At 74.3% G+C, this 23,396-nt stretch carries 18 protein-coding genes; 11 read left to right on the forward strand and 7 right to left on the reverse strand.

Features of this window, described 5'->3' with window-relative positions; all coding sequences use genetic code 11:
• The first annotated feature begins 260 nt into the window (after nt 1–260).
• The 4 genes from EV372_RS29520 to EV372_RS21930 all read left to right on the forward strand — a co-directional run bounded on the left by EV372_RS29520 (nt 261) and on the right by EV372_RS21930 (nt 4,948).
• Complete coding sequence (locus EV372_RS29520) at nt 261–455, forward strand: winged helix-turn-helix domain-containing protein (protein WP_486484134.1); 195 nt, start codon at nt 261–263, stop codon at nt 453–455.
• A gap of 117 nt (nt 456–572) precedes the next feature.
• Nucleotides 573–860, forward strand: coding sequence for a Sec-independent protein translocase subunit TatA (tatA, locus tag EV372_RS21920; protein WP_130397547.1), 288 nt, complete (start codon nt 573–575; stop codon nt 858–860).
• 326 nt (nt 861–1,186) lie between these two features.
• Nucleotides 1,187–2,083 carry a YegS/Rv2252/BmrU family lipid kinase gene (locus EV372_RS21925; RefSeq protein ID WP_130397548.1) on the forward strand — a complete coding sequence of 299 codons (897 nt, stop codon included), beginning with the start codon at nt 1,187–1,189 and terminating at the stop codon, nt 2,081–2,083.
• Nucleotides 2,084–2,095: 12 nt separating this feature from the next.
• Entirely contained in the window at nt 2,096–4,948 is a 2,853-nt protein-coding gene (locus EV372_RS21930; RefSeq protein ID WP_130397549.1) for a DEAD/DEAH box helicase, read from the forward strand.
• Nucleotides 4,949–5,137: 189 nt separating this feature from the next.
• On the opposite strand, the gene EV372_RS21935 is transcribed toward EV372_RS21930, so the two are convergent.
• A complete protein-coding gene (locus EV372_RS21935; protein ID WP_486484135.1) occupies nt 5,138–6,142 on the reverse strand; it encodes a LacI family DNA-binding transcriptional regulator in 1,005 nt (334 codons plus the stop codon).
• 419 nt (nt 6,143–6,561) lie between these two features.
• Between EV372_RS21935 and panD the strand changes: the two genes are divergently transcribed.
• From panD to EV372_RS21960, 4 genes are all read left to right on the forward strand, one after another.
• A complete protein-coding gene (gene panD / locus EV372_RS21940; RefSeq protein WP_013152555.1) occupies nt 6,562–6,966 on the forward strand; it encodes an aspartate 1-decarboxylase in 405 nt (134 codons plus the stop codon).
• A gap of 305 nt (nt 6,967–7,271) precedes the next feature.
• The gene (locus EV372_RS21945; RefSeq protein WP_013152556.1) at nt 7,272–7,529 is read left to right on the forward strand and encodes a hypothetical protein; all 258 of its coding nucleotides are present in this window, start codon (nt 7,272–7,274) and stop codon (nt 7,527–7,529) included.
• Nucleotides 7,530–7,625: 96 nt separating this feature from the next.
• Nucleotides 7,626–8,927, forward strand: coding sequence for an MFS transporter (locus EV372_RS21950; protein WP_130397551.1), 1,302 nt, complete (start codon nt 7,626–7,628; stop codon nt 8,925–8,927).
• A gap of 622 nt (nt 8,928–9,549) precedes the next feature.
• Nucleotides 9,550–10,359: a DUF4352 domain-containing protein gene (locus tag EV372_RS21960; protein ID WP_130397552.1), complete on the forward strand. Its 810-nt coding sequence runs from the start codon at nt 9,550–9,552 to the stop codon at nt 10,357–10,359.
• A 33-nt stretch (nt 10,360–10,392) separates the two neighbouring features.
• Here EV372_RS21960 and EV372_RS21965 read toward each other — a convergent pair whose 3' ends face one another.
• The 3 genes from EV372_RS21965 to EV372_RS21975 form a co-directional block, all read right to left on the reverse strand.
• Complete coding sequence (locus tag EV372_RS21965; protein WP_130397553.1) at nt 10,393–11,253, reverse strand: (2Fe-2S)-binding protein; 861 nt, start codon at nt 11,251–11,253, stop codon at nt 10,393–10,395.
• 684 nt (nt 11,254–11,937) lie between these two features.
• A complete protein-coding gene (locus EV372_RS21970) occupies nt 11,938–12,810 on the reverse strand; it encodes an ABC transporter permease (protein WP_130397554.1) in 873 nt (290 codons plus the stop codon).
• Nucleotides 12,807–13,799: an ATP-binding cassette domain-containing protein gene (locus tag EV372_RS21975; protein ID WP_130397555.1), complete on the reverse strand. Its 993-nt coding sequence runs from the start codon at nt 13,797–13,799 to the stop codon at nt 12,807–12,809. The genes EV372_RS21970 and EV372_RS21975 overlap by 4 nt, the downstream gene beginning before the upstream one ends.
• A 100-nt stretch (nt 13,800–13,899) precedes the next feature.
• Between EV372_RS21975 and EV372_RS21980 the strand changes: the two genes are divergently transcribed.
• A complete protein-coding gene (locus tag EV372_RS21980) occupies nt 13,900–14,721 on the forward strand; it encodes a TetR family transcriptional regulator (protein ID WP_130397556.1) in 822 nt (273 codons plus the stop codon).
• A gap of 139 nt (nt 14,722–14,860) precedes the next feature.
• Complete coding sequence (locus tag EV372_RS21985) at nt 14,861–15,490, forward strand: class I SAM-dependent methyltransferase (protein WP_130397557.1); 630 nt, start codon at nt 14,861–14,863, stop codon at nt 15,488–15,490.
• A gap of 228 nt (nt 15,491–15,718) precedes the next feature.
• Here the strand turns inward: EV372_RS21985 and EV372_RS21990 are convergent, their stop codons facing one another.
• The 3 genes from EV372_RS21990 to EV372_RS22000 form a co-directional block, all read right to left on the reverse strand.
• Complete coding sequence (locus tag EV372_RS21990; protein ID WP_130397558.1) at nt 15,719–16,921, reverse strand: JmjC domain-containing protein; 1,203 nt, start codon at nt 16,919–16,921, stop codon at nt 15,719–15,721.
• A gap of 237 nt (nt 16,922–17,158) precedes the next feature.
• Nucleotides 17,159–19,324, reverse strand: a complete 2,166-nt coding sequence (locus tag EV372_RS21995) for a prolyl oligopeptidase family serine peptidase (RefSeq protein WP_130397559.1) — start codon at nt 19,322–19,324, stop codon at nt 17,159–17,161.
• Between the two features lie 311 nt (nt 19,325–19,635).
• Entirely contained in the window at nt 19,636–20,850 is a 1,215-nt protein-coding gene (locus tag EV372_RS22000) for an ABC transporter ATP-binding protein (RefSeq protein WP_130397560.1), read from the reverse strand.
• 612 nt (nt 20,851–21,462) lie between these two features.
• Between EV372_RS22000 and lnt the strand changes: the two genes are divergently transcribed.
• Complete coding sequence (gene lnt, locus EV372_RS22005) at nt 21,463–23,211, forward strand: apolipoprotein N-acyltransferase (RefSeq protein ID WP_130397561.1); 1,749 nt, start codon at nt 21,463–21,465, stop codon at nt 23,209–23,211.
• The last annotated feature ends 185 nt before the right edge of the window (nt 23,212–23,396 follow it).

Below are 23,396 nucleotides of genomic sequence, written 5' to 3' on the forward strand. Positions count from 1 at the left end.
CCCCTCAATTATTTATCCTTATTAATCTGCGGGGCGTAGGTCGTTGGGCGCGGGCCCTGGCCCTGGCCCTGGCCCTGGCTCTGGCCCTGCTCCTGGCCCTGGCCCTCGCCCGCTGCGGCGCGGGCGTCGACGCCGAACCGCTCGTCAGGCTGGGGGAGCTGACCGTGGACCTGTCGGCCAGGACCGTGACCCGCGAGAGCGGCTCGGGGATGGAGGGCGTGCGGCTGACCCCCGCCGAGTGACGCTTCCTGGAGATCCTCATACGCCGCGCCGGGAAGCTCGTCACGCGCCAGGGCCTGCTGGCGGACGTGTGGGGGTCCGAGCACGTCACCGACACCGGTTACCTGCGCCTGTACGTCTCCCAGCTGCGCAAGAAGCTCGAACCCGACCCCAGGGCGCCGCGGTTCCTCATCACCGAGCCCGGCACGGGGTACCGTTTCCAGCCCCCCGGATGACCAGCGCCGCACGCGTGGTTCATCGTTGGGTTGAGCGGCCGTGGACCCGGGGGACCGGGTGCCCGAGCCGAGGAGGCCGTGCCACGGGGCACGCCGCGGAAGAAGGAAGTGAGAACGATGGGTTTCGGGGCACGTGAGATCCTGATCCTCCTGGTCATCGCGCTGCTGCTGTTCGGAGCCAAGAAGCTCCCGGACCTGGCGCGCTCCCTGGGCCGCAGCGCCCGCATCCTCAAGGCCGAGACCAAGGGCATGCACGACGACGCCGACGGCGCGCGGCCCGCCGAGCCGGAGCGGGCCGCCGCGCAGCCCCAGCCCCAGCAGCCGACCGCGCAGCCGGCGCTGGAGGGCAGGATCATGACCGCCGAGGAGTACGGCACCGCGCGGCCCCGCACCGCCGGGAACTGAGGCCGCCTCGCGGGCCCGGGGACGGGCCCTTCCTTGGGGAGGTGCGCGGGTGCGCGATCCGGCACGACCGAAATCCGGGGCCTTTGGCGGGAGCGGCGGGGCGCCGCACGGGGTCCTCAGAAACCTGGTGGCCGACTGGTGCGGCGGCGGGACCGGTGTGGGTAGTGTGACCGAACGGGCACCCCGGCCGGGCCCGCGGTCCGGGCCGGGAAGCCCGCAGCCACACCGCCGCGCGCCGTTCCCGCCCCCGTGGCCGACGGGAGACGAGCGCACCGGGCACGGCGCGCTCCGGCGCACCCCGCGCCCCCGTTCCCGCTAGGACTCCCATGCCCCCACACATCGCCCTCCTGGTCAACCCCAACTCCGGGCGGCGCCGCGCGGCCGTCGTCGCGGTACGCCTCAAGGAGGCGCTGCGCGAGGCGGGAGCCAGAGTGCACGTCTACACCGGCCGCTCGGCCGCCGACAGCCGCCGCATGGCCCGCCTGGCCGCCTCCGACCGGCCCGACGCGCTCGTGGCCGTGGGCGGGGACGGGCTCGTCCACCAGGCCCTTCAAGCGGTGGTGGGCACCGGGGTCCCCCTGGCCGTGGTCCCCACCGGGACCGGCAACGACATCGCCCGGGCCTTCGGCCGCCCGAGAGGGTCGGCCAGGGACGTGGCCGAGGCGGTCCTGCGGGGGCGCACCCGCCCCGCCGACGCCGTGCGCCTGACCCTGGCCGACGGTACGCAGCGCTACTACCTCAGCGTCCTGGCCTGCGGCTTCGACGCCCGGGTCAACGAGCGCGTCAACGGGTTCCGCCACCGGATCGGCCGCGCGGGGTACGTGGCCGGGATCCTGGCCGAGCTGCGCTCCTTCCACCCCATCGACTACGACATCGAGGTGGACGGGCGCCGCATCGCCGAACCCGGGATGCTCGTCGCGGTCGGCAACACCAGCGCCTACGGCGGCGGCATGCGGGTGTGCCCCGACGCCGTCCCCGACGACGGCCTCCTCGACGTGGTCTTCGTCCGCCGGGCCCCGATCGGCCGCTTCCTGAGCGTGTTCCCCCGCGTCTTCAACGGCAGCCACACCGGCCTCGACGAGGTGGTGGTCGAACGCGGGCGCACCGTCACCGTCCGCGGCGCGGCGGGCGTCGCCTACGCCGACGGTGAACGCGTCGGCGAACCGCCCCTGGTCTGCGAGGTGGCCCCCAAAGCGGTCGAGATGTTGGAGCTGACCTCATAGGCTGGAGGCCATATGAGTAGTCACGCTGAGCGGTACGCCGCCTTCCGTCGGCGCCAGGGGTCCTCCAGCGCCGCCATCGAGGCCTTCCAGGGCCTCTACGGGTTCGAGTTCGACCCCTTCCAGATCCGGGCCTGCAAGGCGCTGGAGAACGGCCACGGGGTGCTGGTGGCCGCGCCGACCGGCTCCGGCAAGACCGTGGTCGGCGAGTTCGCCGTACACCTGGCCCTGGGCGAGGGCACCAAGTGCTTCTACACCACGCCCATCAAGGCGCTGTCCAACCAGAAGTACAACGACCTCGTCAAGCGCTACGGCGCCGACCAGGTCGGCCTGCTGACCGGTGACAACAGCGTCAACGGCGAGGCGCCCGTGGTGGTCATGACCACCGAGGTGCTGCGCAACATGCTCTACGAGGGCTCGGCCACCCTCGGCGGACTGGCCTACGTGGTGATGGACGAGGTGCACTACCTCGCCGACCGCTTCCGCGGCGCGGTCTGGGAGGAGGTGATCATCCACCTGCCCGAGTCGGTGCGCATGGTCGCCCTCTCGGCCACCGTCAGCAACGCCGAGGAGTTCGGCGAGTGGCTCCAGCAGGTGCGCGGCGACACCACCGTCATCGTGGACGAGAAGCGGCCCGTGCCGCTGTGGCAGCACGTGATGGTCGGCAACCGCGTCCACGACCTGTTCGTGGACATGGAGGAGGACGCCGGCCCCGGGTCCGAGGAGGGGGAGGAGCGGGAGGGCTCCACCGGTCGCGCCAAGAAGCGCAGGCGCGAGCGCCGCCGCCAGGGCTGGCAGCCCCGCGAGATCGAGGTCGGCGGGCAGAAGCTGCGGATCAACCCCCGGCTGACCCGGTTCGCCGAGGAGGACTCGCGCGTCACCCAGCTCGCCAACCGGCGCCGCCACCCGCAGTCGCGGGCCCGCGGCAACGTGCGGCCGCGCTCGCGGTTCGCGCCGCCCTCGCGGCCCACCATCATCGAGGAGCTGGACGACGACGGCCTGCTGCCCGCGATCACCTTCATCTTCAGCCGGGCGGGGTGCGACGACGCCGTCCGCCAGTGCCTGGCGGCCGGGCTGGTGCTCACCACCTCGGAGGAGGCCGACGAGATCCGCGAGTACGCCGAGACGCGGTGCGCCGACATCCCGCCCGCCGACCTGGCCGTGCTCGGCTTCGAGCAGTGGCTGCGCGCCCTGGAGGCGGGCATCTCCTCCCACCACGCCGGGATGCTGCCCACCTTCAAGGAGATCGTCGAGCACCTGTTCTCGCGCGGCCTCATCCGCGCGGTGTTCGCCACCGAGACCCTGGCCCTGGGCATCAACATGCCCGCGCGCACGGTGGTCATCGAAAAGCTCGACAAGTGGAACGGCGAGACCCACGCCCAGCTCACCCCCGGCGAGTACACGCAGCTCACCGGACGCGCCGGGCGGCGCGGCATCGACGTGGAGGGCCACGCGGTGGTCGTGTGGCAGGCCGGGACCGACCCCGAGTCGGTGGCCAGCCTCGCGGGCACCCGCACCTACCCCCTCAACTCCAGCTTCCAGCCCTCCTACAACATGGCGGTGAACCTGGTCGGCCAGGTCGGCCGCCAGCGCAGCCGCAACATGCTGGAGGCGTCCTTCGCCCAGTTCCAGGCCGACCGCGCCGTCGTGGGCCTGGTCAAACAGCTGCGCAAGAGCGAGGAGGCCCTGGAGGGCTACGCCCAGGCGGCCGAGTGCCACCTGGGTGACTTCATGGAGTACGCCGCGCTGCGCCGAGCCCTGAGCGACCGCGAGTCCATGCTCTCCAAGAACCGTTCGGCCCGGCGCCGCGACGAGGCCCTGGAGAGCCTGGAGAAGCTGCGCACCGGCGACATCATCCGCATCCCCTCGGGCCGCTACTCCGGACACGCGGTCGTGCTGGACCCGGGGCTGCGCCACGACCTGCCCGCGCCCCTGGTGCTCACCGTGGACAAGCAGGTCAAGCGGGTCAACGCCAGCGACTTCACCGTTCCGGTGCACCCCTCCGGGCGCATCCGCGTGCCCAAGTCGTTCTCGGCCAAGTCGCCGCGCTCGCGCCAGGACCTGGCCTCCACGCTGCGCAACAAGCTCAAGGAGCGCGGCACCGACCCGGTCTACGAGCGGGGCTCGCGTGACGCGGGGGAGGACTCCGAGGTGCTGCGCCTGCGCGGGGAGATGCGCCAGCACCCCTGCCACGGGTGCGCCGACCGCGAGGACCACGCCCGCTGGGCTGAGCGCTACTTCCGCCTGCGCCGGGAGACCGACGGCCTGCGCCGCCGGGTGGAGGGGCGCTCGCACGTCATCTCCCGCACCTTCGACCGCGTGTGCGGGGTGCTGGACGACCTGGGGTACCTGGAGGACGACAGCGTCTCCGACGACGGGTCGCGGCTGGCCAAGGTCTACTCCGAACTGGACCTGCTCGTGGCCGAGTGCCTGCGCCGCGGCCTGTGGAAGGGGCTGACCCCGGTCGAGCTGGCCGCCTGCGCCGCCTCGCTGGTCTACGAGGCGCGCCGGGGCGACGACGCCTACCCGCGCCTGCCCGGCGGGCGGGTGGACGAGACGCTCGCGGAGATGGTGCGCCTGTGGGGTGAGCTGTCCGAGGTCGAGTCCCGGCACCGGGTGTCGTTCCTGCGCCAGCCCGACCTGGGCTTCGTGTGGACGGCGCACCGGTGGGCGGGCGGCGACCGGCTGGACGCCATCCTGCGCCAGGCCGACATGCCCGCCGGTGACTTCGTGCGCACCGCCAAGATGCTGGTGGACATGCTCGGCCAGATCGCCGGGGCCAGCGGCGACGCCGAGGTGCGCACCACCGCGCGCAAGGCCGGTGACCTGGTGCGGCGCGGGGTGGTGGCCTACTCCTCGTTCACCTGACCCACCGGCCGCAACCGTCGCCGGTGCGACGCGGGGGTTCCGGCCCGCGGCGGCCTCGTCCCTGGCGGCGCGGCGGGCCGTCGGCGGTGTTTCCGGGAGCGGGGTCGCCCCGGCGGACCCGTCCGGTCGCCGCGCCGGGCACGTGCGGGTCCGCGCCTCCCGGACCGGAGCACGGGCCCGGGAGGGCCGTCAACGCGGGTCCGGCGGGGGGATCTCCCCGGACCCGCGCACGACGAGCGCGGTGGGCACCCGCTCCTCGCGGGGCGGGCCGTCGTCGCCCGCGATGCGTGCGAAGAGCCGCCGCACCGCCAGGGCGCCGATGCCCATCACGTCCTGGGCGATCACGGTCACCCGGGGCGTGAGCAGGTCGGCCATGGGGAAGTCGTCGAAGCCCACCACCGCGACGCGCTCGTGCAGGCCGCGTTCCTGGAGGGCCTGGATGGCGCCGATGGTCACCAGGTTCTGGGCGGTGAACAGGGCCGTGGGCGGGTGCGCGGAGTCCAGCAGCGCACCGGCCGCCCGCGCCGCCGAGGCGGAGCCGCCCAGGCCGCACACCACGCGCCCGGGGCGCTCGGGCAGGCCCCGCTCGGCCAGGGCGGTCCGGTAGCCGGCCAGGCGCTCGCCCGCCGTGCTGATCCCGTGCTCGTGGCCCAGGAAGGCGATCTCTGTGTGCCCGTGGTCGGCCAGGTGCAGCACCGCCTCGCGGGCCCCCTCGGCGTTGGCGGCCATGACCGCGTCGGCGTCCAGGCCGCGCGGCGGGCGGTCGGCGAACACCACCGGGGTGCCGGTGCGGATCTCGCGGTGCAGGTAGGCGTGGTCGGGCGCGGCCGGGACCAGCAGGATGCCGTCCACCCGGTGCAGGGTGGCCGCCCGCACCAGCTCCAGTTCGCGCCGGGGGTCCTCGTCCAGGCTCCCGGACAGGACCAGGGTGCCGTGCTCGCGGGCCACGTTCTCCACCGCCCGGTTCAGCGTGGCGGAGAAGGGGTTGGCCACGTTCTCCAGCAGCAGGGCGATCTGGCGGGTGGCGCCGTCGGTGCGGCGCAGGCTGGAGGCGGCCAGGTTCGGCCGGAAGTCCAGCTGCGCGACGGCCCGCATGACGCGGTCGCGCAGTTCCTCGGAGACGGTGGAGACGTCGTTGACCACGCGCGAGACCGTCTTGACGCTCACCCCGGACAGGGCCGCGACGTCGCGCATGGTGGCCCGGCGCACCGGGTCCGCCGTGGGCCGACCGCCGTTGTGGTCCACCGCTACCAACCCCCTCGTCCCGACACCGTCCGCGGCGTTCCCGGCGCGGGGGCGGGGCGCCGCGCGCGGCAAACGCCCGGGGGCTCAGGGAGGTCCGGGCACGCGCGGTCCCATTGTGCCCCAGCGACCCCGGCCGGTGAGCGGGAACGCCGCAGACGCCTTCCCCCACTGGAGGGGGATCGGGGGCGCGCGGACCGAGGAAGGCGCCCGGGTGGCGCACGCCACACGCGGAACACCCCGGTCGCGGGCGGTGTTGGACGCGATGGCGGACCCCGGTGGCCGGAGCGGCACCCGGAGGGGGTCATCATGGAGAGACACGGGACCCCTGGGCCTGTAGTTCGCAAGACACCTGAAACGAGGCTTGAGCAGTGCTGCGCACCCTCATCAACGGCAAGATCCACCGCGCCACGGTCACGCAGGCCGACCTGCACTACGTCGGGTCGGTCACGATCGACGCCGACCTGATGGACGCCGCCGATATCGTCGACGGCGAGCAGGTCCACATCGTCGACATCGACAACGGCGCCCGGCTGGTCACCTACGCGATCACCGGCGAACGCGGTACCGGCGTCATCGGCATCAACGGCGCCGCCGCCCGGCTGGTCAGCCCGGGCGACCTGGTCATCATCATCTCCTACGCCCAGCTCACCGAGGCCGAGCGGGCCGAGCACGTCCAGCACATCGTGCACGTGGACCGCGACAACAGGATCATCTCCCTGGGCGAGGACCCGGCCGAGCCGGTGCCGGGCAGCGCGCTGGTCTCCGGGCGCTGACCCGGGCCGCTGAATCCGGTTCTCCCCGACCCGGAGCGCCGGACCCGGCCCCGCCCGCCGGACTCCCCACGGTGGCCGCGCCGACGCCCCCCGCGTCGGCGCGGCCACCGTCGCCGTACGGGGGCGGTGCCCGCGCAGGCCGGACGCTTCCCCGGGGCGGGCGTGCGGCGCCCGCCCGGCTCCCGGATCCGCTTTCGTGCGGCCGAAACCTCCGAAGCGGGAGACCGAATCCCGTGTTCGGCAAGGGTCGCAGGTCACTGGTGCCGTGGCCGGTTCCGGCCTGATCACCCTTGCCCGTGCCGGGTATGTCCTCCATCGGCATGGACAGGACTGGGGAGCAGGAACAGCGCCGGATCGCCGAACACATCGAGTGGCAGAAGCAGGGTGCGTGGGTGGTCCTGTGGGGTCCCTACACCCGCTGTTTCTGGGCGTTCGCGTGCTGGCCGGTGATCCCCGCGGGCGGCGTCGTCATCAGCGCTCGCGACCCGCACACCCTGTACTCGGAGATGCGCTACGTCGAGCGCGAGCACGACTACCTGCGGTGGCGCTACGGGCGTCACTGAGCGGCGCCCGTCAGGGGCGTTATTTACGACATGGCGGACATAACACGCTTCTGACTAGGATTCCTCCGTTGGTAGGACCGAACAGAGGACGCACGCGTGTCGACACCCACCGCTCAGCCAGGGGACGCCCTCACCGAGCCCGAACGGGCCCGGCTCCAGCGGCGCACCGTCCTGGTCCTCATGCTCGCCCAGGTGGTCGGGGGCGTGGGCATGGGCGCGATGATCGCGGTGGGCGCGCTCATCGCCCTCGAACTCACCGGCTCCGACACCTGGTCCGGCATGGCCACCACCATGATCACCCTGGGCGCCGCCGTGTTCGCCCTGCCCCTGGCCTCGCTGGCCGCCCGGCGCGGCCGCCGACCCGGCCTCGCGCTGGGCTGGACGCTCGGCGCGCTCGGCGGCACCGTCGTCATCGCCGCCACGGTACTGGAGGCGTTCGCGCTCTTCCTCGTTGGCATGGTCCTGGTCGGCGCCGGGACCGCCACCAACCTCCAGGCGCGCCACGCCGCCGCCGACCTGGCCTCCGAGCGCAGCCGCGGCCGGGACCTGTCGATCGTGGTCTGGGCGACCACCGTCGGTTCGGTGGCGGGCCCCAACCTCACCGGCCCCGGTGCGCGCGTGGCCGACCTGTTCGGCCTGCCCGCCCTGCTGGGCCCGGTGCTGTTCACCACCACCGGGTTCGTCCTGGGCGGACTGCTGATCTTCGCCCTGCTGCGCCCGGACCCGCTGCGCGCGGCCACCGCGGACCGCCCCTCCGGCGGCGCGGCCCCCTCCGGAGCCCGGCTGTCCGTGGCCGGGGCGCTGCGGGTGGTCGCGGCCAGCCCGGGGGCGCTGCTCGCGGTGGTCGGCATCGTGGCCAGCCACACGGTGATGGTCGCGGTCATGACCATGACACCCGTGCACATGTCCCACCACGGCGCGGCGCTGACCGTGATCGGCCTGACCATCTCCCTGCACATCGCCGGCATGTACGCCCTGTCGCCGGTGGTGGGGTGGCTCACCGACCGGTTCGGACGGGTGCCCGTGCTGCTGGCCGGTCAGGGGATCCTGGTCGCCGCCGCGGTGGTGGCGGGCACGGCCGGGCACGACGAGGCCAGGGTGACGGTCGGGCTGGTGCTGCTGGGGCTGGGGTGGTCGTTCGGGCTGGTGTCCGGGACGGCGCTGCTGGCGGAGTCCCTGGCGGCGGACGTGCGCCCCCGCGTGCAGGGCGTGAGCGACCTGGTGATGAACCTGGGCGGCGCGGCGGCGGGGGCCCTGTCGGGTGTGGTACTGGCCCAGGCGGGCTTCGGCGGCCTCAACCTGTTCGCGGCCGTGTTCACCGTGCCGGTGTTCGTGCTCGCCGTACGCGCCCGGCTGGCCCGGGCGGACCGGCCGGAGCGGGCCGGGGAAGCGCGCTGACCGCTGGTCGGCCTGTCGCCGCCGAGCGCGGTGACCGGACTCCGCGGCCCCTGTCGTGCGCCCTTTGCCCGGGCCTTACCGAAAACGCCCCGTGACCTCCACACACGGGCCCGCCCCCGCGGTTACCGTGCAGGCGTGAGGCGCCCGACGGCGGTGGGCCGGCGGGCGGACCGCGCTGACATGAGGGGTGTTCTCAGTGTCCGATCGGGAGTCCGAGGGTGTGCCGCCGGAGCAGTCGGGACAGCGCCCGGACCCGGTGAACCACCGTCCGCCGGAGGAGTGGCGTCCCGGCGACGCCGGTGACCCGATCGAGGGCGGGCCGCAGCCGCCGGGGGAGCCGCCGCACCGCTTCCCCCACCGGGAGACGCCGCCCGGGGAGGGCCAGCCCGCGAGAAGCGGAGAAGGCGGGTCCCCGCGCGGCCCCCAGGACGCGCAGCCTCCTGCCGGAGCCGACGGAGGTCCCCGGGACCCGCTCGCGCCGCACGGAGAGGGTCGGCCCCCGCGCGGCCGCCACGAGAGCCCTCCCTCCACGGGGGCCCACGCCTACGGGGAACCCCCGGCCGGGCGCGCCCCCGCAGACGTCCCCCCGGGCGGGCACCCGACGGGCGCGCCGCCCGAACCGGTGACCGGCGAGCTCTCCGAGGGACCCAACGGTCCCGGCCAGGCCGGATACGAACACGCGGGCTACGCCCCCGGATACGGGGAGTCGGACGGGCCCGCGCCCGGCGCGGGCGGCCAGCCCCCCGGCGGGCCTCCGGGCGGCTTCAGCTCCGGCCAGGGGCCGGGCTACGCCGCGGCGGGCGGCTACCCCTCGGGCCAGGGGCCGGGGTACGCGCCGGGACAGACCGGTGGTTACGGGCAGGCCTACGGTTACGGGCCGGAGCCCGGCGCGGGCCAGGGGTACCCGCCCCAGGGCGGCTACGGGCCCCCGGAGACCAGCCCCACCCCGTGGGGAAAGATCCTCGGCATCGGCTGCGGCGTCCTGCTGCTGCTGATGTTCGTCATCGCCGGGTGCACGACCGTCGTCCTGTTCGCGGCGGCCCACAGGCAGACCCCGGCGCAGGAGACCGAGCCCCGGCAGGAGGGCGGCGAGGCGGCCGGGCCCCGGGTCGAGCTCACCGCCTCACCCGCCGACTTCGACCCCGGACCGCTCTACACCGAGGGCGACTACACCAGCGTGGACGTGTCGGTCACGAACACCGGCCAGGAGGACATCGAGGTCAATCCGCTCTACTTCCGGGTCGTGGACGCCCGGGGCGGCCAGCACAGCACATCCGAGGCCGTCGGCATGGACGCCGACGAGATCGGTGCGCGCACGCTCGCCCCCGGGCAGAGCGTCTCGGGGGTCATCACGGTGGAGGGCGACGTGGACCCCGAGACGGTGGTCTTCTCCCCGTTCTTCGGCGAACCGGTGGAGGTGCCGGTCAGCTGACCGGCTGCGCCGCACGAAGGCGCGGAGGAGGGCTCAGGGGGCCAGCGCCGGGTCGCGCAGCCACTCCGACAGGTCCTGCTGGCGCTCGCCGTCGCACTTGAGCGGGCACGTGGTGCAGTACCCGTGCTCCGGGTCGCCCTTGTAGTCGAAGCAGCAGGTGCCCCGCACCGCCCAGGTCCCACGGGGGTGGTCGGGGGCGAACGGGAACAGGCGCGGACGCCTGCGGGTCACCGCGCCCGCCGCGACCACCGCGTCGCCCAGGCGGGTGGCCAGCTCCCAGGCCTGTTCGGGGTCGCGGCCCAGGTAGCGGGCCGGGTTGAGCATGTAGAAGTGCAGGGTGTCGAGCACCCAGCCCCACAGCGTGCGCTTGCCCGAGCGCGTGTGCCCGTGCAGGGCGTCGATGATCGGCTCGAACGTGGCGAACAGGGCCTCGGCGGCCATCCGCAGCTGGGCGTCCTCGTCCTCGGCGACCACGGTGTCGGGGTGGCCGACGGCGGGGTCGTCCGGCAGGACCGCCGTCCGCGTGCCGACCGAGGCGGGCGTGCCGAAGCGCGCCAGCCCGGAGTCCCAGGGCAGGTAGAGGGTGTCCGGGCTCAGCAGCGGGGCGCGCCCGGTCAGGTACAGCGAGGCCGAGACCAGGAAGATGGGCTCGCGCAGGGTCACCCGCAGGAAGTTCGTGGCGGCGGGGAGGCGGTGGCCGGGGCCGTGCTCGCTGCGGAGGCGGTCGTACAGGACCGGCAGCCAGCCGTCCTCGGCCATGGCGCCCGCCTGGTGCCAGCGTACGCGGCCGCGGGGAACGGCGGAGAGCTCCTCGAAGGAGAGCAGGTCGGGCAGGGGCGCGAACTTCAGCGGCGCGCAGGCGTCGCGGAACGCGTCGAGCGGGTCTGGTGTCACCGCTGAACCTGCCCTTCGTCGCACGATGTCGTCATGTCCGGGGGTCGTGTGAGTGCAGTGACCTTCGGTGGATGAGTACATCTGCGCCTCTTAAGTGAGGCTACCCTAACGAACGTGTGTGCCGCAATGATCATCGGATTATCCCCTAACCGAAACGCGGGCAGAAGATGCAGGTCCGGACGGTTTTCTCCGGATGCGGGCCGGGGGTGGCGTAGGTCACCGACGCCGTTTCCGCTGGGTCTGTGGTGTGACGTGGGTGTCTGAAGGGGCGGCAGAGACAGACTCACGCGTCCCTCCAACCCCACGCGGGGACCGCGGGGACGGTGCCGAACGCGGCCGCCCGGGACCGAGCACACCGCCCGGGCGCGGCCGAACCGGGCACGGGCCCGGACCGGTCGCGGATCTGGGTCGGTCGTACACGCCGCGGGCCCGGGGAGGGGCCGGGGTCCCGCCGGAGGCGCCGACCGAGGCGGGCACACGGAAGGAGCCCTTCCCGCGGTCGGAGCGTGGGAAGGGCCCCTGTGGAGGGTGCGGACCATGGGGCGCGGACGCCGCCCGCGCGGGCGGCGGTACTGGAGCCACCACTCCACCGGCAGCGGCGGCACGATCCAGGACAGGAAGGCGTTGGCCGGAGCGCCCGGGCCGTCGGGCCGGGGCCGTCGCGGCCGGACCAGGACGTTCGGGTCAGCGGCTGAGCCGCCGGAAGCGGCGCACGGCCAGGGGGGTGACCAGGAGCATGACGGCCACCGGCAGGGCCACGGCCACGAGCAGCGCGTTCTCCGCGGGCCAGGCGTCCGAGGGCAGGGAGGGGTTGCCGAACAGGTCGCGGGTGGCGGTGACCACCGCCGACAGCGGGTTCCACTCGGCGACCGGGGCCAGCCAGGAGGGCATGGCCTCGGACGGGACGAAGCTCGTCGAGAGCATGCTGAGCGGGAACGTCAGCGGGTAGACGACCATGCTCACGGAGTCGGCCGTGGGCAGCACCAGACCCAGCAGCACCCCGAGCCACACCAGGGCCAGCCGGAAGAGCAGCAGCACGCCGACGGCGGCCAGGGCTCCGGAGACCCCCTCCTCGGCACGCCAGCCCATCGCGAACCCGACCAGGAGCAGCAGGGCCACCTCCAGGCAGGCGCGCGCCATGTCCGCCAGGGCGCGGGCGCCGAGCAGGGCCGCGGGGGACATGGGCATGGACCGGAAGCGGCTCATCACGTCGCGGGCGGTGTCGCGGGCGATCCCGGAGGCGGTGCCGCCGATGCCGTAGAGCATGACCATCGCCAGCATCGCCGGGACCAGGAACTCACGGTAGTTCTCCGTGCCCGGGGGCGCCATCACGTCGCCGAACACGTAGCCGAACAGGAGCACCACCACCACCGGCATGGTGATCGCGATGGCCGGTTCGAAGGGGTCGCGGACCATGTGCCGGAAGTTGCGGCGGGTCAGCACCAGGGTGTCGGCGCCCGCCTTGCGCAGGCGCTGGGCACGGGTGAGCCGGCGGGGCGGCAGGCTCCCGCGGGTCAGCGGGCGCGGAGCGGCCGAGGGAGCGCTGGCGGCGGTCATCGGGACACCTCCTCGGGGGCGCGGTGGGCGCCTTCGTCGCCGGTGGTGGCCGTTCCGGTCAGGCCGAGGAAGACCTCGTCCAGGCTCGGGCGGCGGACGCCGACGTCCTCCACCCGCAGGCCGGAGCCGTCCAGGGCGCGCACGGCCCGGGTCAGCGCCTCCATGCGGTCCTCGGCCGGAACGCTGACGCGCTGCTCGTCGCGGTGCACGCTGGCCCGGGCGGACACGGCCGCGCCCAGGAGCCGCGCGGCGGCGTCCAGGTCGGCGGGGTCGCGCACCACCACGTCCAGGCGGTCGCCGCCCACCTGCGACTTGAGGGAGTCGGGGGTGCCCTCGGCGATGACGCGGCCGTGGTCGATGACGGCGACGGCGTCGGCGAGCTGGTCGGCCTCCTCCAGGTACTGGGTGGTGAGCAGCACGGTCGTTCCGGAGGCGGTCAGGGCGCGCACCGACTCCCAGACCTGGAGGCGGCTGCGGGGGTCCAGCCCGGTGGTGGGCTCGTCCAGGAACAGGACGCTGGGCTCCTGGATGAGGCTGACGGCCAGGTCCAGGCGGCGGCGCATCCCGCCGGAGTAGCCGTCGGCGCGGCGGTCGGCGGCCCCGACGAGGTCGAAGCGCTCCAGCAGGGCACGGGCGCGCTCGCCGGCGCTCCGGGGGGTGAGGCCGTACAGGCGGCCGAACATGAGGAGGTTCTCGCGCCCGGTGAGGAGTTCGTCGACCGAGGCGTACTGACCGGTCAGGCCGATCTCGGCGCGAACGCGGTCGGCCTGGGTGAGCACGTCGTACCCGGCGACGCGGGCGTACCCGGAGTCGGGGCGCAGCAGGGTGGTCAGGACGCGCACGGCGGTGGTCTTACCGGCGCCGTTGGGGCCGAGCAGGCCGAAGACGGTTCCGGCCCGGACCGTCAGGTCGAGGCCATCCAGGGCGCGGGTGGCGCCGTAGCTCTTATGCAACCCCTCGGCGCTGATGGCCGGGGTCGTGTGGGACATGACAGTGTGCTCCATAAACTGTTTGTGTCGTACATGTATTAGTGTAAGCAATACACAGATCTAGGATGGTGTCAACGACGCAGTCGACGACGGGTGGGGTATGACGGCCGAGCAGCGGGGGACGAACCGGATGGAGCGGGAGGTCGAGCTCCTGTGGGGGCTGCGCCAGCCCGAACCGCGGAGGGGGCCCAAGCCCAGGCTCAGCCGGGAGTCGGTGGTCGCGGCGGCGGTCGCCCTCGCCGACGCCGAGGGCCTGGAGGCCGTGTCCATGCAGCGGGTGGCCAAGGAGCTGGGCTACACCACGATGTCGCTGTACCGGTACGTGGACAGCAAGGAGGACATGCTCGTCCTCATGAGCGACGCGGCCATGGACGGCGATCCGCCCCCGCCGTACGAGGACGGGGACTGGCGGAGCGGCGTGGAGGAGTGGGTCCGCAGGTTGATCGCGATGTACCGCCGCCACCCGTGGGCGGTCTACCTCTCCCTGAACGGGCCGCCCAGCGGACCCAACGGGTTGCGCTGGATGGAGTCGGGGCTGCGCGAGATCTCCCGGTCGGGCCTGGACCTCGGCTGGTCGCTCCAGATGCTGACGATGCTGTCCGCCGTCCTGCGCGAGACGATCCGCATCGAGCTGGACATCAGCCGCGCGGCCCGGGCGGCGGGCGGCACGATGGCCGACACCGGGCGCGACTACAGCAGGGGGCTGCGCCGGGTCGTCACCGCGGAGGGGTTCCCCACCATCGACCGGCTGCTCCGGGCGGGGGTCCTGGAGGAGCCCCCGGACGCCCCGCGGGAGGACGCGGGCGGGCCCGCCGAGGACCTGGACTTCTCCATCCGCCGGATCCTGGACGGCATCGAGGTGTACGTGGAGCGCCATCGCGCGCGGGGGAAGCCGGAAGGCCCCGCGGGCGCGGGGAAATGAGCGTCGGCGTCCACCCCGTCCCGGCTGTCCCGAACCGAACCGCCCCGGGAGTCGAAGGGCCCCGGGCACGGGGGAGCGGCGGCCCAGGCCGCCGGGGCGAGGGGGCGGCGAACGCGCGCGGGTGCTAGCTTCCTGTGCCGTGACGGAACACCAGGAACAGACCAGGGCGGGCTACGACGGGGTCGTGGAGCTGTACGCGTCGATGTTCGCCGACCGGCTGGAGACGCAGCCGTTCTCGCGCAACATGATCGGCACCTTCGCCGAGCTGGTGCGCGCGACGGGGAACCCGCGGGCGGCCGACGTCGGCTGCGGGCCCGGGCACCTGACGGCCATGCTGTGCGACCTGGGGCTGGACGCCCGCGGGTTCGACCTCTCCCCGGGCATGGTCGAGCACGCCCGGCGGGCCCGTCCGGCGCTGCGGTTCGACGAGGCGCGGATGGAGGCCCTGCCGGTCGGGGACGGTGCGCTCGGCGGCGTGCTGGCCCACTACTCGATGATCCACACCCCGCCCGGGGAGCTGCCCGCGCTGCTCGCCGAGCAGGTGCGCGTCCTGGCGCCGGGGGGCCTGCTCCTGGCCTCGTTCTTCGCGACCGACGGACCGGAGCCGGTCCGCTTCGACCACAGGGTGGCGCCCGCCTACAGCTGGCCGGTGGACCGGTTCGTCGAGCTGCTGACCGGGGCCGGGCTGGTGGTGTTCGCCCGGCTGCTCCACGACCCGGCCTCCGAGCGGGGCTTCCTGGACGCCCACGTGCTGGCGCGCCTCCCCTGAGCGGTGCCCCGGCCGCTGGGGGCGGACGGGTGCGGACCGCCCTTGGCGGAGGCCGCCCGGGGCGCCGGGCTCCGGCCGGCCGGGAGCGGGCAGCGCTGGATCCACCGCCGTCGGCGAACGCGGTGCGGGACGCGGGCAGCGCGAAGCGGGCGGGGTGGGGACCCCCCTACTACCACGGTAGGCGCGCGCGGGCCGGACCCGCCAGGCCCTTCGCGCGCCTGTGGACGGCTACCGCACCACCACCAGGTGGTGCCGCGACAGCGCGGACACGACCTCCGCCGTCCGCTCGACCTCCGCGCCCGCGCGCTCGGCCAGTTCGGCCACGGTCAGCTCCCGGTGCTCGGCGAGCGCCTCCAGGACCGGTCCGACCACGGCCGGGAACCGGTACCGGCGCCCGCCCACCGTCACGGACACCCTCTCGCCGTCGTGCGACAGCGGCGGCGGCAGGATCGGCACGAACTCCACCCGCGCGTGCGCGGGCGGTGCACCCTCCTCCACCGGCCACGGCAGCGAGAACGAGGTCCGGCGCGGGAAGCGCGCGTCCCGCTCGGCCAGGAAGCCGTCCAGGTCCAGCTCCTCGGCCAGCTCCGCCATCCGGGCCACCAGCGCGCCCTGGTGCTTGCGCCGCACGTCCGGGTCGGCGAAGCGCGGCAGGTCCCTGCGGAACACCTCCTCCTCGAACAGCCGCCGCACCAGCGCGTCCGCCCACTCCACCCCGGTCGCCCGGGTGAAGCCGAAGGTCAGGTGCATGCTCACCCCGCCGGTCCCGGTCACCGTGTGCCACCAGCCGCGCGGCACGTGGATGACCTGGCCCGGCCGCAGCACGCCCTCCCACACCAGGTGCAGCTCGCCGTCGGCGTCGCGCGGCGGAGTGTGGGCGTGGTCCACGTCGTTCTTCATCGGGTACGGGCGCGACCCCGGGCCGTGCACCTGCCAGTGCTTGGTCCCCTCCACCTGGACGATCACCGTGTCGTGGTCGTCCCAGTGGGTGTCGAAGCCGCGCGAGCCGCCCCAGATCAGGTACAGGTTGGCCTGCGCCCGCTCGCGCACCAGCCGCATGAGGTCGTCGGCCGCCGCGCCCACCGGCGGGTGCATCCGGTCCACGCTGTCCAGGACCAGGCTCGCCCCCTCCCGCAGCTCCCGGTACAGCGCCTCGGGCCGCACCACCCGCCGCGCGCTCCGCGAGGAGGTCGCCGCCTCGGTGTAGCGGTCGGCCGGGACCGGGGACCCGTCCCGGTGCAGGCGCAGTCTGGGCGGCTCGGGGGAGCACGTGGCCAGCAGGTCGTTGAGGTCGTCGAAGGTCAGCAGCGAACGCACCGCGTCCGCGCCCAGGTCGGCGAAGACGAACTCCTCGGACAGGCGCTCGGTGAGGGCCTCCCTTCCCACGACGTCGCTCAGGGTCCGGGTGAACAGGTGGCCGGGATCGGTCATGAGGGGCGTCCTCTCCGTGCACGGGGGCTGGGCCCCGCCCGACCCGGGGGGACCGGGCCGGGCGGGACGCGATCAGATGAAGTCGGAACTGGAGTCGGTGCCGTCGCTGTCGCCACCCGCAGTGATGTCGCGGGAGGTCACCTCGGCCAGGTCCTCGGTCTCGACCTCGATCGGGTCCATACGCACCACACCTCGCTTTCTGTGTGCCGTTTCTCTTGCCAGGGCCGCCTTCCGCGCTCAGCGCGGCGACAGCCCCGTCCGGTGGGCCGCGAACGCGTGCGCGTCGGCGGCCAGTCCCACCGCCCGGCTGACCGCGCGCGGGCCGTGGCCCACGTCGCGCTCGTACCGGAGCAGGACGGGCGGGCGCCCCTCCTCCCGCGCGGCCGCCGCCAGCAGCGCCGCGCACATCTTGCGCGGGTGGGCGGCGTCGGTGCGGGTGTCACCGTGGAATCCGGTGAGCAGGACGCTGGGGAAGCGCCGTCCCGGTCCGTCCCCGGCGCCCTCCAGCGCCCGGTGGTAGGGGGAGTAGGACATCAGGGCGGCGAAGTCGTCGGGGTCGGCGGCGGTGCCGAACTCGCGGGTCCACATCCGGCCCAGGCCCATCCGCTCGAACCGGGCCATGTCCGCCAGCGGCGCGGAGGCGATCACCGCCCCGCACAGGTCCGGGCGCGCGGTCGCGGCGGCCAGGACGAGCAGCCCGCCCGCCGAGCCGCCCGACAGGCACAGCTGTTCGCGGGTGCACATCCCCGACCCGACCAGGGCCGCCGCCGCGGCCACCAGGTCCTCCACGGCACGCGGTTTGTCGCGGCCCGAACCGGCCAGGTGCCAGTCGCGGCCCGCGTCCCCGCCGCCGCGCACGTGGGCGACGGCGTACCGGCCGCCCGAGAGCAGCCAGGCCAGCACGGTCGCGCTGAACCCGAACTGGCGCGGGCGCCCGAAGCCGCCGTAGGCGTGCAGGAGGGTCGGCTCGGGGATCAGCCCCGTGCCGGGCGCGGTGTGGTCGCGGCCCGCGGCGGTGAACACGGTCACCGGGACCCGCGTGCCGTCCGCGGAGCGGCACCAGACCACCGAGCGCTCCACGGCAGGGGAGGGCGGGGCCTCGGCGGCGCCGGGTGGCCAGGGGCGCGGGGTCCGCTCCCCGGGTGCCAGGCACAGGACCCGCTGCTGGGTGGCCACGTCCGCGTACGCCAGGTACACCGACCCGTCGGGCGCCGCCTCCGGGGTGGAGACCATCCCCTCCCCGGGCAGGTCCACCGTGTACAGGAGTCCGCCGGTGCGGGTGTCGTGGACGGCCGCGGAGCTGATCCCCAGGCGGGTGCGCGCGACGAACAGGGCGGTGCCGCCCCCGGGCCCGGCGGGGCAGGGCGCGAAGGCGTCCAGGGTCGCCCCGTCCTCCTCGGGCACCACCTCGCGCCAGTGCCCCACCCCCGGCTCCTCGGGGGAGACCGCGCAGATCCGCCGCCAGGGCGCGCCCAGGGTGGTGCGCAGGTACAGGAGGCCGTCCGGGCCCAGCCGGGCCTCGGTCTCGGCCTCCTCGCCCACCTGGACGGGCCGCAGCGGGGGCCGCTCGGGGAGGTCGGCCTGGCCGGTCGGGCCATCCGGGTCGGCGGGGCCGGCCGGAGCAGCGGGGCCGGCCAGGTCGGCCAGCCACAGGTCGGTGCGGTGCCCGGTGCCGTGGCTCTCGGACACCAGCAGCCACCGGTTCCCCAGGACGCGCACCCCGGGCACGGTTCCGGGCGCCGTGCAGGCGTGGACCAGCGTCTCGGTGCCGTCGAGCACCCGGCGCAGCCACACGCCGCGCACGCCCCTGGCGCCGTCGCGGCGCACGTAGTAGAAGGCGGGGACGCCCCGGGGCGCCCAGGCCACGTGGGAGTAGCGCACCCCGGGCACGGCGGGGCCCACCGGCTCCCCGCTGCCCGCGTCGATCACGCGCAGGGCGCCGCGCTCCACGCCCCCCGACGAGGTCTGCACGGCGACCATCCCCCCGTCGGGGGAGGGTTCCCAGGCGTCCAGGGTGGTGTGTCCGGCGGGGTCCTCGGCCACGGGGTCGTAGACGGTGCGCGGCGGGCCGTCCCCGCTCAGGACCACGAGGCGGGGGTGCTCGCCTCCGGCCGGGCGCACGGTGGCGAACACCGCGCCGGGCCGGTGCACCGGCGGGCTCCACAGGTCGGTGTCCACCAGGGAGCGGATGAGCCCGGCCAGGCGGTCGCGCAGGGGCCAGGTGAGCGCCTCGGCCGCGTACTCGCGGCCCCGCTCCTCCAGCCAGCGCAGTGTCCGGGGGGAGTCGGCGGACTCCAGCCACCGGTAGGGGTCGGGCACGGGTCGGCCGTGCAGGACGTCGACGGCGGGCTCGGGCGCGGACTCGGTGACGAGAGCGGCTCCGGGGGCTCGGTTGGACACCACACAATCGTTGGGGTGCGCTCATCCGGGGGTCAAGAAACAGATGCCTTGCCCGAAGGTGCGCGAGTGTGTCCTCCGAGCAAGGTTTGCCCAGGTGCGGACTGGATACGGTCCGCGTCCCTGCCGGGCCTGTCTCCGCGGGTGCGCGACGGTGGTCGATACCGCCTGCCCCACCTGCCCTGCCCGCCTCACCTGCCCCGCGGGTCGCCCGGGTGCGTCCCACCGCGCCCCCGGGGGCCCGCGCACGGGTGCGCCCCGCCGGGCCCCTCCCGGAGGAGGGGGAGAGGGCCCGGCGGGGCGCTGGGGGGAGGTGCTCAGACGTTGTCGGGGTGGCCGATGGCCAGGCCGCTCTGCGGGTCGAAGAAGTGCAGCTGGCTCACGTCCACCGACAGGCTGACCGGCTGGCCCGGGCGCACGCTGCTGCGGGGGCTGACCCGGGCGGTGAACAGCGAGGTGTTGCCGCCCAGCGGCAGGCCGTCGCCCTCGCCCTCCTCGCCCGCGGCGTCCTTGGCCAGGGCGGCGGCGTCCTCGTGGCGCACCGGCGGGGCGTCCACGGTGAAGATCACGTTGATCTCCGTGCCCAGCTCCTCGGTCACGCTCGCCTTGACCTGGATCTGGGGGTCGCCGTTGCCGTCCAGGCCGGCGTCGTTGAAGTCCGAGGGGCGGATGCCCAGGATGAGGCTGCGGCCCAGGTAGTCGCGCAGGCCCTGGCGCGCCTCCAGGACGCTCGCCGGGACCGGCAGCTTGTGCTCGGCGAAGGTGAGCACCGCGCCGTCGCCCTCGGCGACCAGCTCGGCGTCGACGAAGTTCATCGCGGGGGAGCCGATGAACCCGGCCACGAACAGGTTGACGGGGGCGTCGAACAGGCGCTTGGGGGTGTCCACCTGCTGGAGGCGCCCGTCGCGCATCACCGCGACCCGGTCGCCCAGGGTCATGGCCTCGATCTGGTCGTGGGTGACGTAGATGGTGGTGACGCCCAGGCGCTCGTGGAGCTGGTTGAGGGAGGCGCGCATCTGCACGCGCAGCTTGGCGTCCAGGTTGGACAGCGGCTCGTCCATGAGGAACGCGCGGGGCTCGCGCACGATCGCGCGGCCCATGGCCACACGCTGGCGCTGACCGCCGGAGAGGGCGCCCGGCTTGCGCTTGAGGTAGGTCTCCAGGCCCAGCATCTCGGCCGCCTCCTTGACGCGGCGCGCGATCTCGGGCTTGGCCACCTTGCGCAGCTTGAGGCCGAAGGCCAGGTTCTGCTCGACGGTCATGTGGGGGTAGAGCGCGTAGTTCTGGAAGACCATCGCGATGTCGCGGTCCTTGGGCGGGCGGTCGTTGACGATCTCGTCGCCGATGACCAGCGTGCCGCCCGTGATCTCCTCCAGGCCCGCGATCATGCGCAGCGCGGTGGACTTGCCGCAGCCGGAGGGGCCGACGAGCACCATGAACTCGCCGTCCTCGATCTTCAGGTTCAGGTTGTCGACGGCCTTGACGTCGCCGCCGTAGATCTTGTCAACGCCATCGAGGACGATCTCCGCCATGGTTGTCAGCTCCCGGGCCGGGGTCGAGATGTGGGGTGACGCGGATCATCGGGGTGTCCGCGCCGCTGACCTGGAACTTTCGCAATTGATCGAACCAGGCCGTTGTGTTGATCACATCAGACATGATTCTGATCGAAAAGTCCATACTTGAGTCGATGTCGATCCGATTGCGGTCAGACACAAACCCCGTCCGCCCAGCTGGCGTGGCGGCCCCAGGTGCGTTAGCCTGTCCGACGGTTCCTTCCTTTCTCCCCTCCACGCCCTCGGGGCGGCGGCCACGACACGGCAGCCGGGTTGAGGCATCGGGTCGGGGAGTCTGGGTAACCTAACGACCAGTCCAGCACTGGACGGACCGGTTGTGCGGCCCCCACTCGTCCGATCGGACGCTGCATCACGCGCCAGGTGCAGCTGGGATCGGGTGAGGGGTGGAGTACCGCGACCGGGCGGGGGGTTGGACCCGGAAAAGGCCCGAACATCCAGTAGACAACGGTCTTCCGAGCTCGCCGCCGACGGGACGGAGCCGGTCCGAAGGGTGGCTCGGGCCTTTTCCGCGTCCCCCCATATGCTGACCGCGAGCACCTCTCACCAGCAAGCGGAAAGCGAGCACCCCACGTGGTTGCCGAGCACACCGAGCAGGGCAGCGCCCACGGCTCCGACAGACCCTCGCCGGAACCGGTGGGGCGGGAGCGGACGGCGAACCCGGCACGCTCCTTCGCCTCCGCCTTCGCGCCGGGGCACCGCTGGGGACGCCACGACCTGCTGTGGCGGGTGCTCGCCGCCGTCGGGTCCGGTCTGGCCCAGCTCCTCGCGCTGCCGCCCTACGGCCTGTGGTGGCTGGGCCCGCTCAGCGCCGCGCTGCTCGCCCTCGCCGTCGCGGGGGCCCGTACGCGCCGCGCGGCCTGGCTCGGCGCCCTGTCCGGGGCCACGCTCATGGTGCCGCTGGTGCACTGGCAGGACATCTTCGGCGTCGACGTGTGGCTGCTCATCGCCGGAGCCGAGACCGTCTACTTCCTCCCCATGGCGATGGGCCTGGCGTTGGCCATGCGCCTGCCCGGCTGGCCGCTGTGGACCGCGGCCCTGTGGGTGGCCCAGGAGGCCGTGCGCGCCCGCTGGCCGCTGGGCGGCTTCCCCTGGGGCAAGCTCGCCTTCGCCCAGCCCGACACGCCCTTCGTCGGCTACGCCGCCCTCGGCTCCTCCGCCCTGGTGACCTTCGCGGTCGCCCTCACCGGCGGCCTGCTGCTGTGGAGCGCGCTGCGCCTGGCGGGCGCCCGCCGGACCGGACACGGTGATCAGGACGACCGAAACGATCGCAACGCCGCGCACGAGGCGGGCACGGGCCGGGGAGGCCGCCCCGTCCGCACGGGCGGCCCGCTGCGGACCGGCTGGGTCCCGGCCGTCCTCGGACTGGCCGCCGGAGCGGCCGTCGTCGCCGGCGGCGCCCTGGCCCCCGCGATCGGCCGCCCCGACGTCTCGCACACCGTCACCGTCGGCATGGTCCAGGGCAACGTCCCCAACGTCGGACAGATGTCCGTCGCGGGCGAGCGCATGCAGGTCCTCAACAACCACGCCGACGGGGTCCACGAACTCGCCGACGCCGTCCGCGCGGGGGAGCACCCCCAGCCGGACATGGTGCTGCTGCCGGAGAACGCCAGCGACATCGACCCCTTCCGCGACCCCCGGGCGCGCGAGACCATCGACGCCGCCGCGGCCGACGCGGGCGTCCCCCTGCTGTGGGGCATGAGCCGCTTCAACGACGACGGCACCCGCTACGTCAGCAGCGTGGTCTGGGACCCCTGGAGCGGGCCGGGCGAGATCTACGACAAGCGCTACCTCGTCCCGTTCGGCGAGTACGTCCCCTTCCGCGACTTCTTCACGCGGTTCGTGGCCCGCCTCCAGCAGGTCAGCTCCGACGCCGTCCCCGGCAGCGAGCCCGGCGCCCTGGACGTGGGCGGCACCACCCTGGCCGTGGGCATCTGCTTCGACGTGGCCTTCGACCTGCCGGTGCGCGAGTCCGTCGCCGCGGGCGGGCAGGTCATCGTGATCCCCACCAACAACGCCAACTACAACTTCACCGGCCAGACCAACCAGCAGCTGGCCATCACCCAGCTGCGCGCCGTCGAGCACGGCCGCCCGGCGGTGGTCGTCTCCACCAGCGGCGTCAGCGCCGTAGTCAACCCCGACGGGAGCCTGGCCTACAGCTCGCCCGAGGCGGTGCCCGACATCCACGTGGCGGAGCTGGAGGCGATGGAGGGCACCACTATCGCCACCCGCCTCGGCGCGGTGCCTGAGGCGCTCCTGAGCGCCCTGGGGCTGGGAGCGGTGGTCGTGGCGGTGGTCCTGGGCCGCCGTCGCCGCGCCTGAGGGGGACACGCCCGCGCCGCGCCCGGCGGCAGGGGGCGACGGAAGGGCCCTGCGCGGGCGCGTGCGCGCGCCGAGGCGGCGCGCCCGGGGGTGTGCGCGCGGACGCCCGGCCGGGAAGCACGTGTCCGGGGGAACCCTGGCGCCCGCGCGTGCGTTCTCTCCTGTAGGGGAGCTCCCGCCGACGA

Source organism: Nocardiopsis sp. CNZ308 (genome assembly GCF_004217075.1).

Bases quoted from the DNA above. Each gene is read 5' to 3' on its own strand.
- EV372_RS21970 (WP_130397554.1), bottom strand. From the start codon at position 12,810: ATGACCGCCGCCAGCGCTCCCTCGGCCGCTCCGCGCCCGCTGACCCGC.
- tatA (WP_130397547.1), top strand. From the start codon at position 573: ATGGGTTTCGGGGCACGTGAGATCCTGATCCTCCTGGTCATCGCGCTG.
- EV372_RS21975 (WP_130397555.1), bottom strand. From the start codon at position 13,799: ATGTCCCACACGACCCCGGCCATCAGCGCCGAGGGGTTGCATAAGAGC.
- EV372_RS21935 (WP_486484135.1), bottom strand. From the start codon at position 6,142: ATGCGCGACGTCGCGGCCCTGTCCGGGGTGAGCGTCAAGACGGTCTCG.
- EV372_RS21930 (WP_130397549.1), top strand. From the start codon at position 2,096: ATGAGTAGTCACGCTGAGCGGTACGCCGCCTTCCGTCGGCGCCAGGGG.
- EV372_RS21990 (WP_130397558.1), bottom strand. From the start codon at position 16,921: ATGACCGATCCCGGCCACCTGTTCACCCGGACCCTGAGCGACGTCGTG.
- EV372_RS21925 (WP_130397548.1), top strand. From the start codon at position 1,187: ATGCCCCCACACATCGCCCTCCTGGTCAACCCCAACTCCGGGCGGCGC.
- EV372_RS21945 (WP_013152556.1), top strand. From the start codon at position 7,272: ATGTCCTCCATCGGCATGGACAGGACTGGGGAGCAGGAACAGCGCCGG.
- EV372_RS22000 (WP_130397560.1), bottom strand. From the start codon at position 20,850: ATGGCGGAGATCGTCCTCGATGGCGTTGACAAGATCTACGGCGGCGAC.
- EV372_RS21980 (WP_130397556.1), top strand. From the start codon at position 13,900: ATGACGGCCGAGCAGCGGGGGACGAACCGGATGGAGCGGGAGGTCGAG.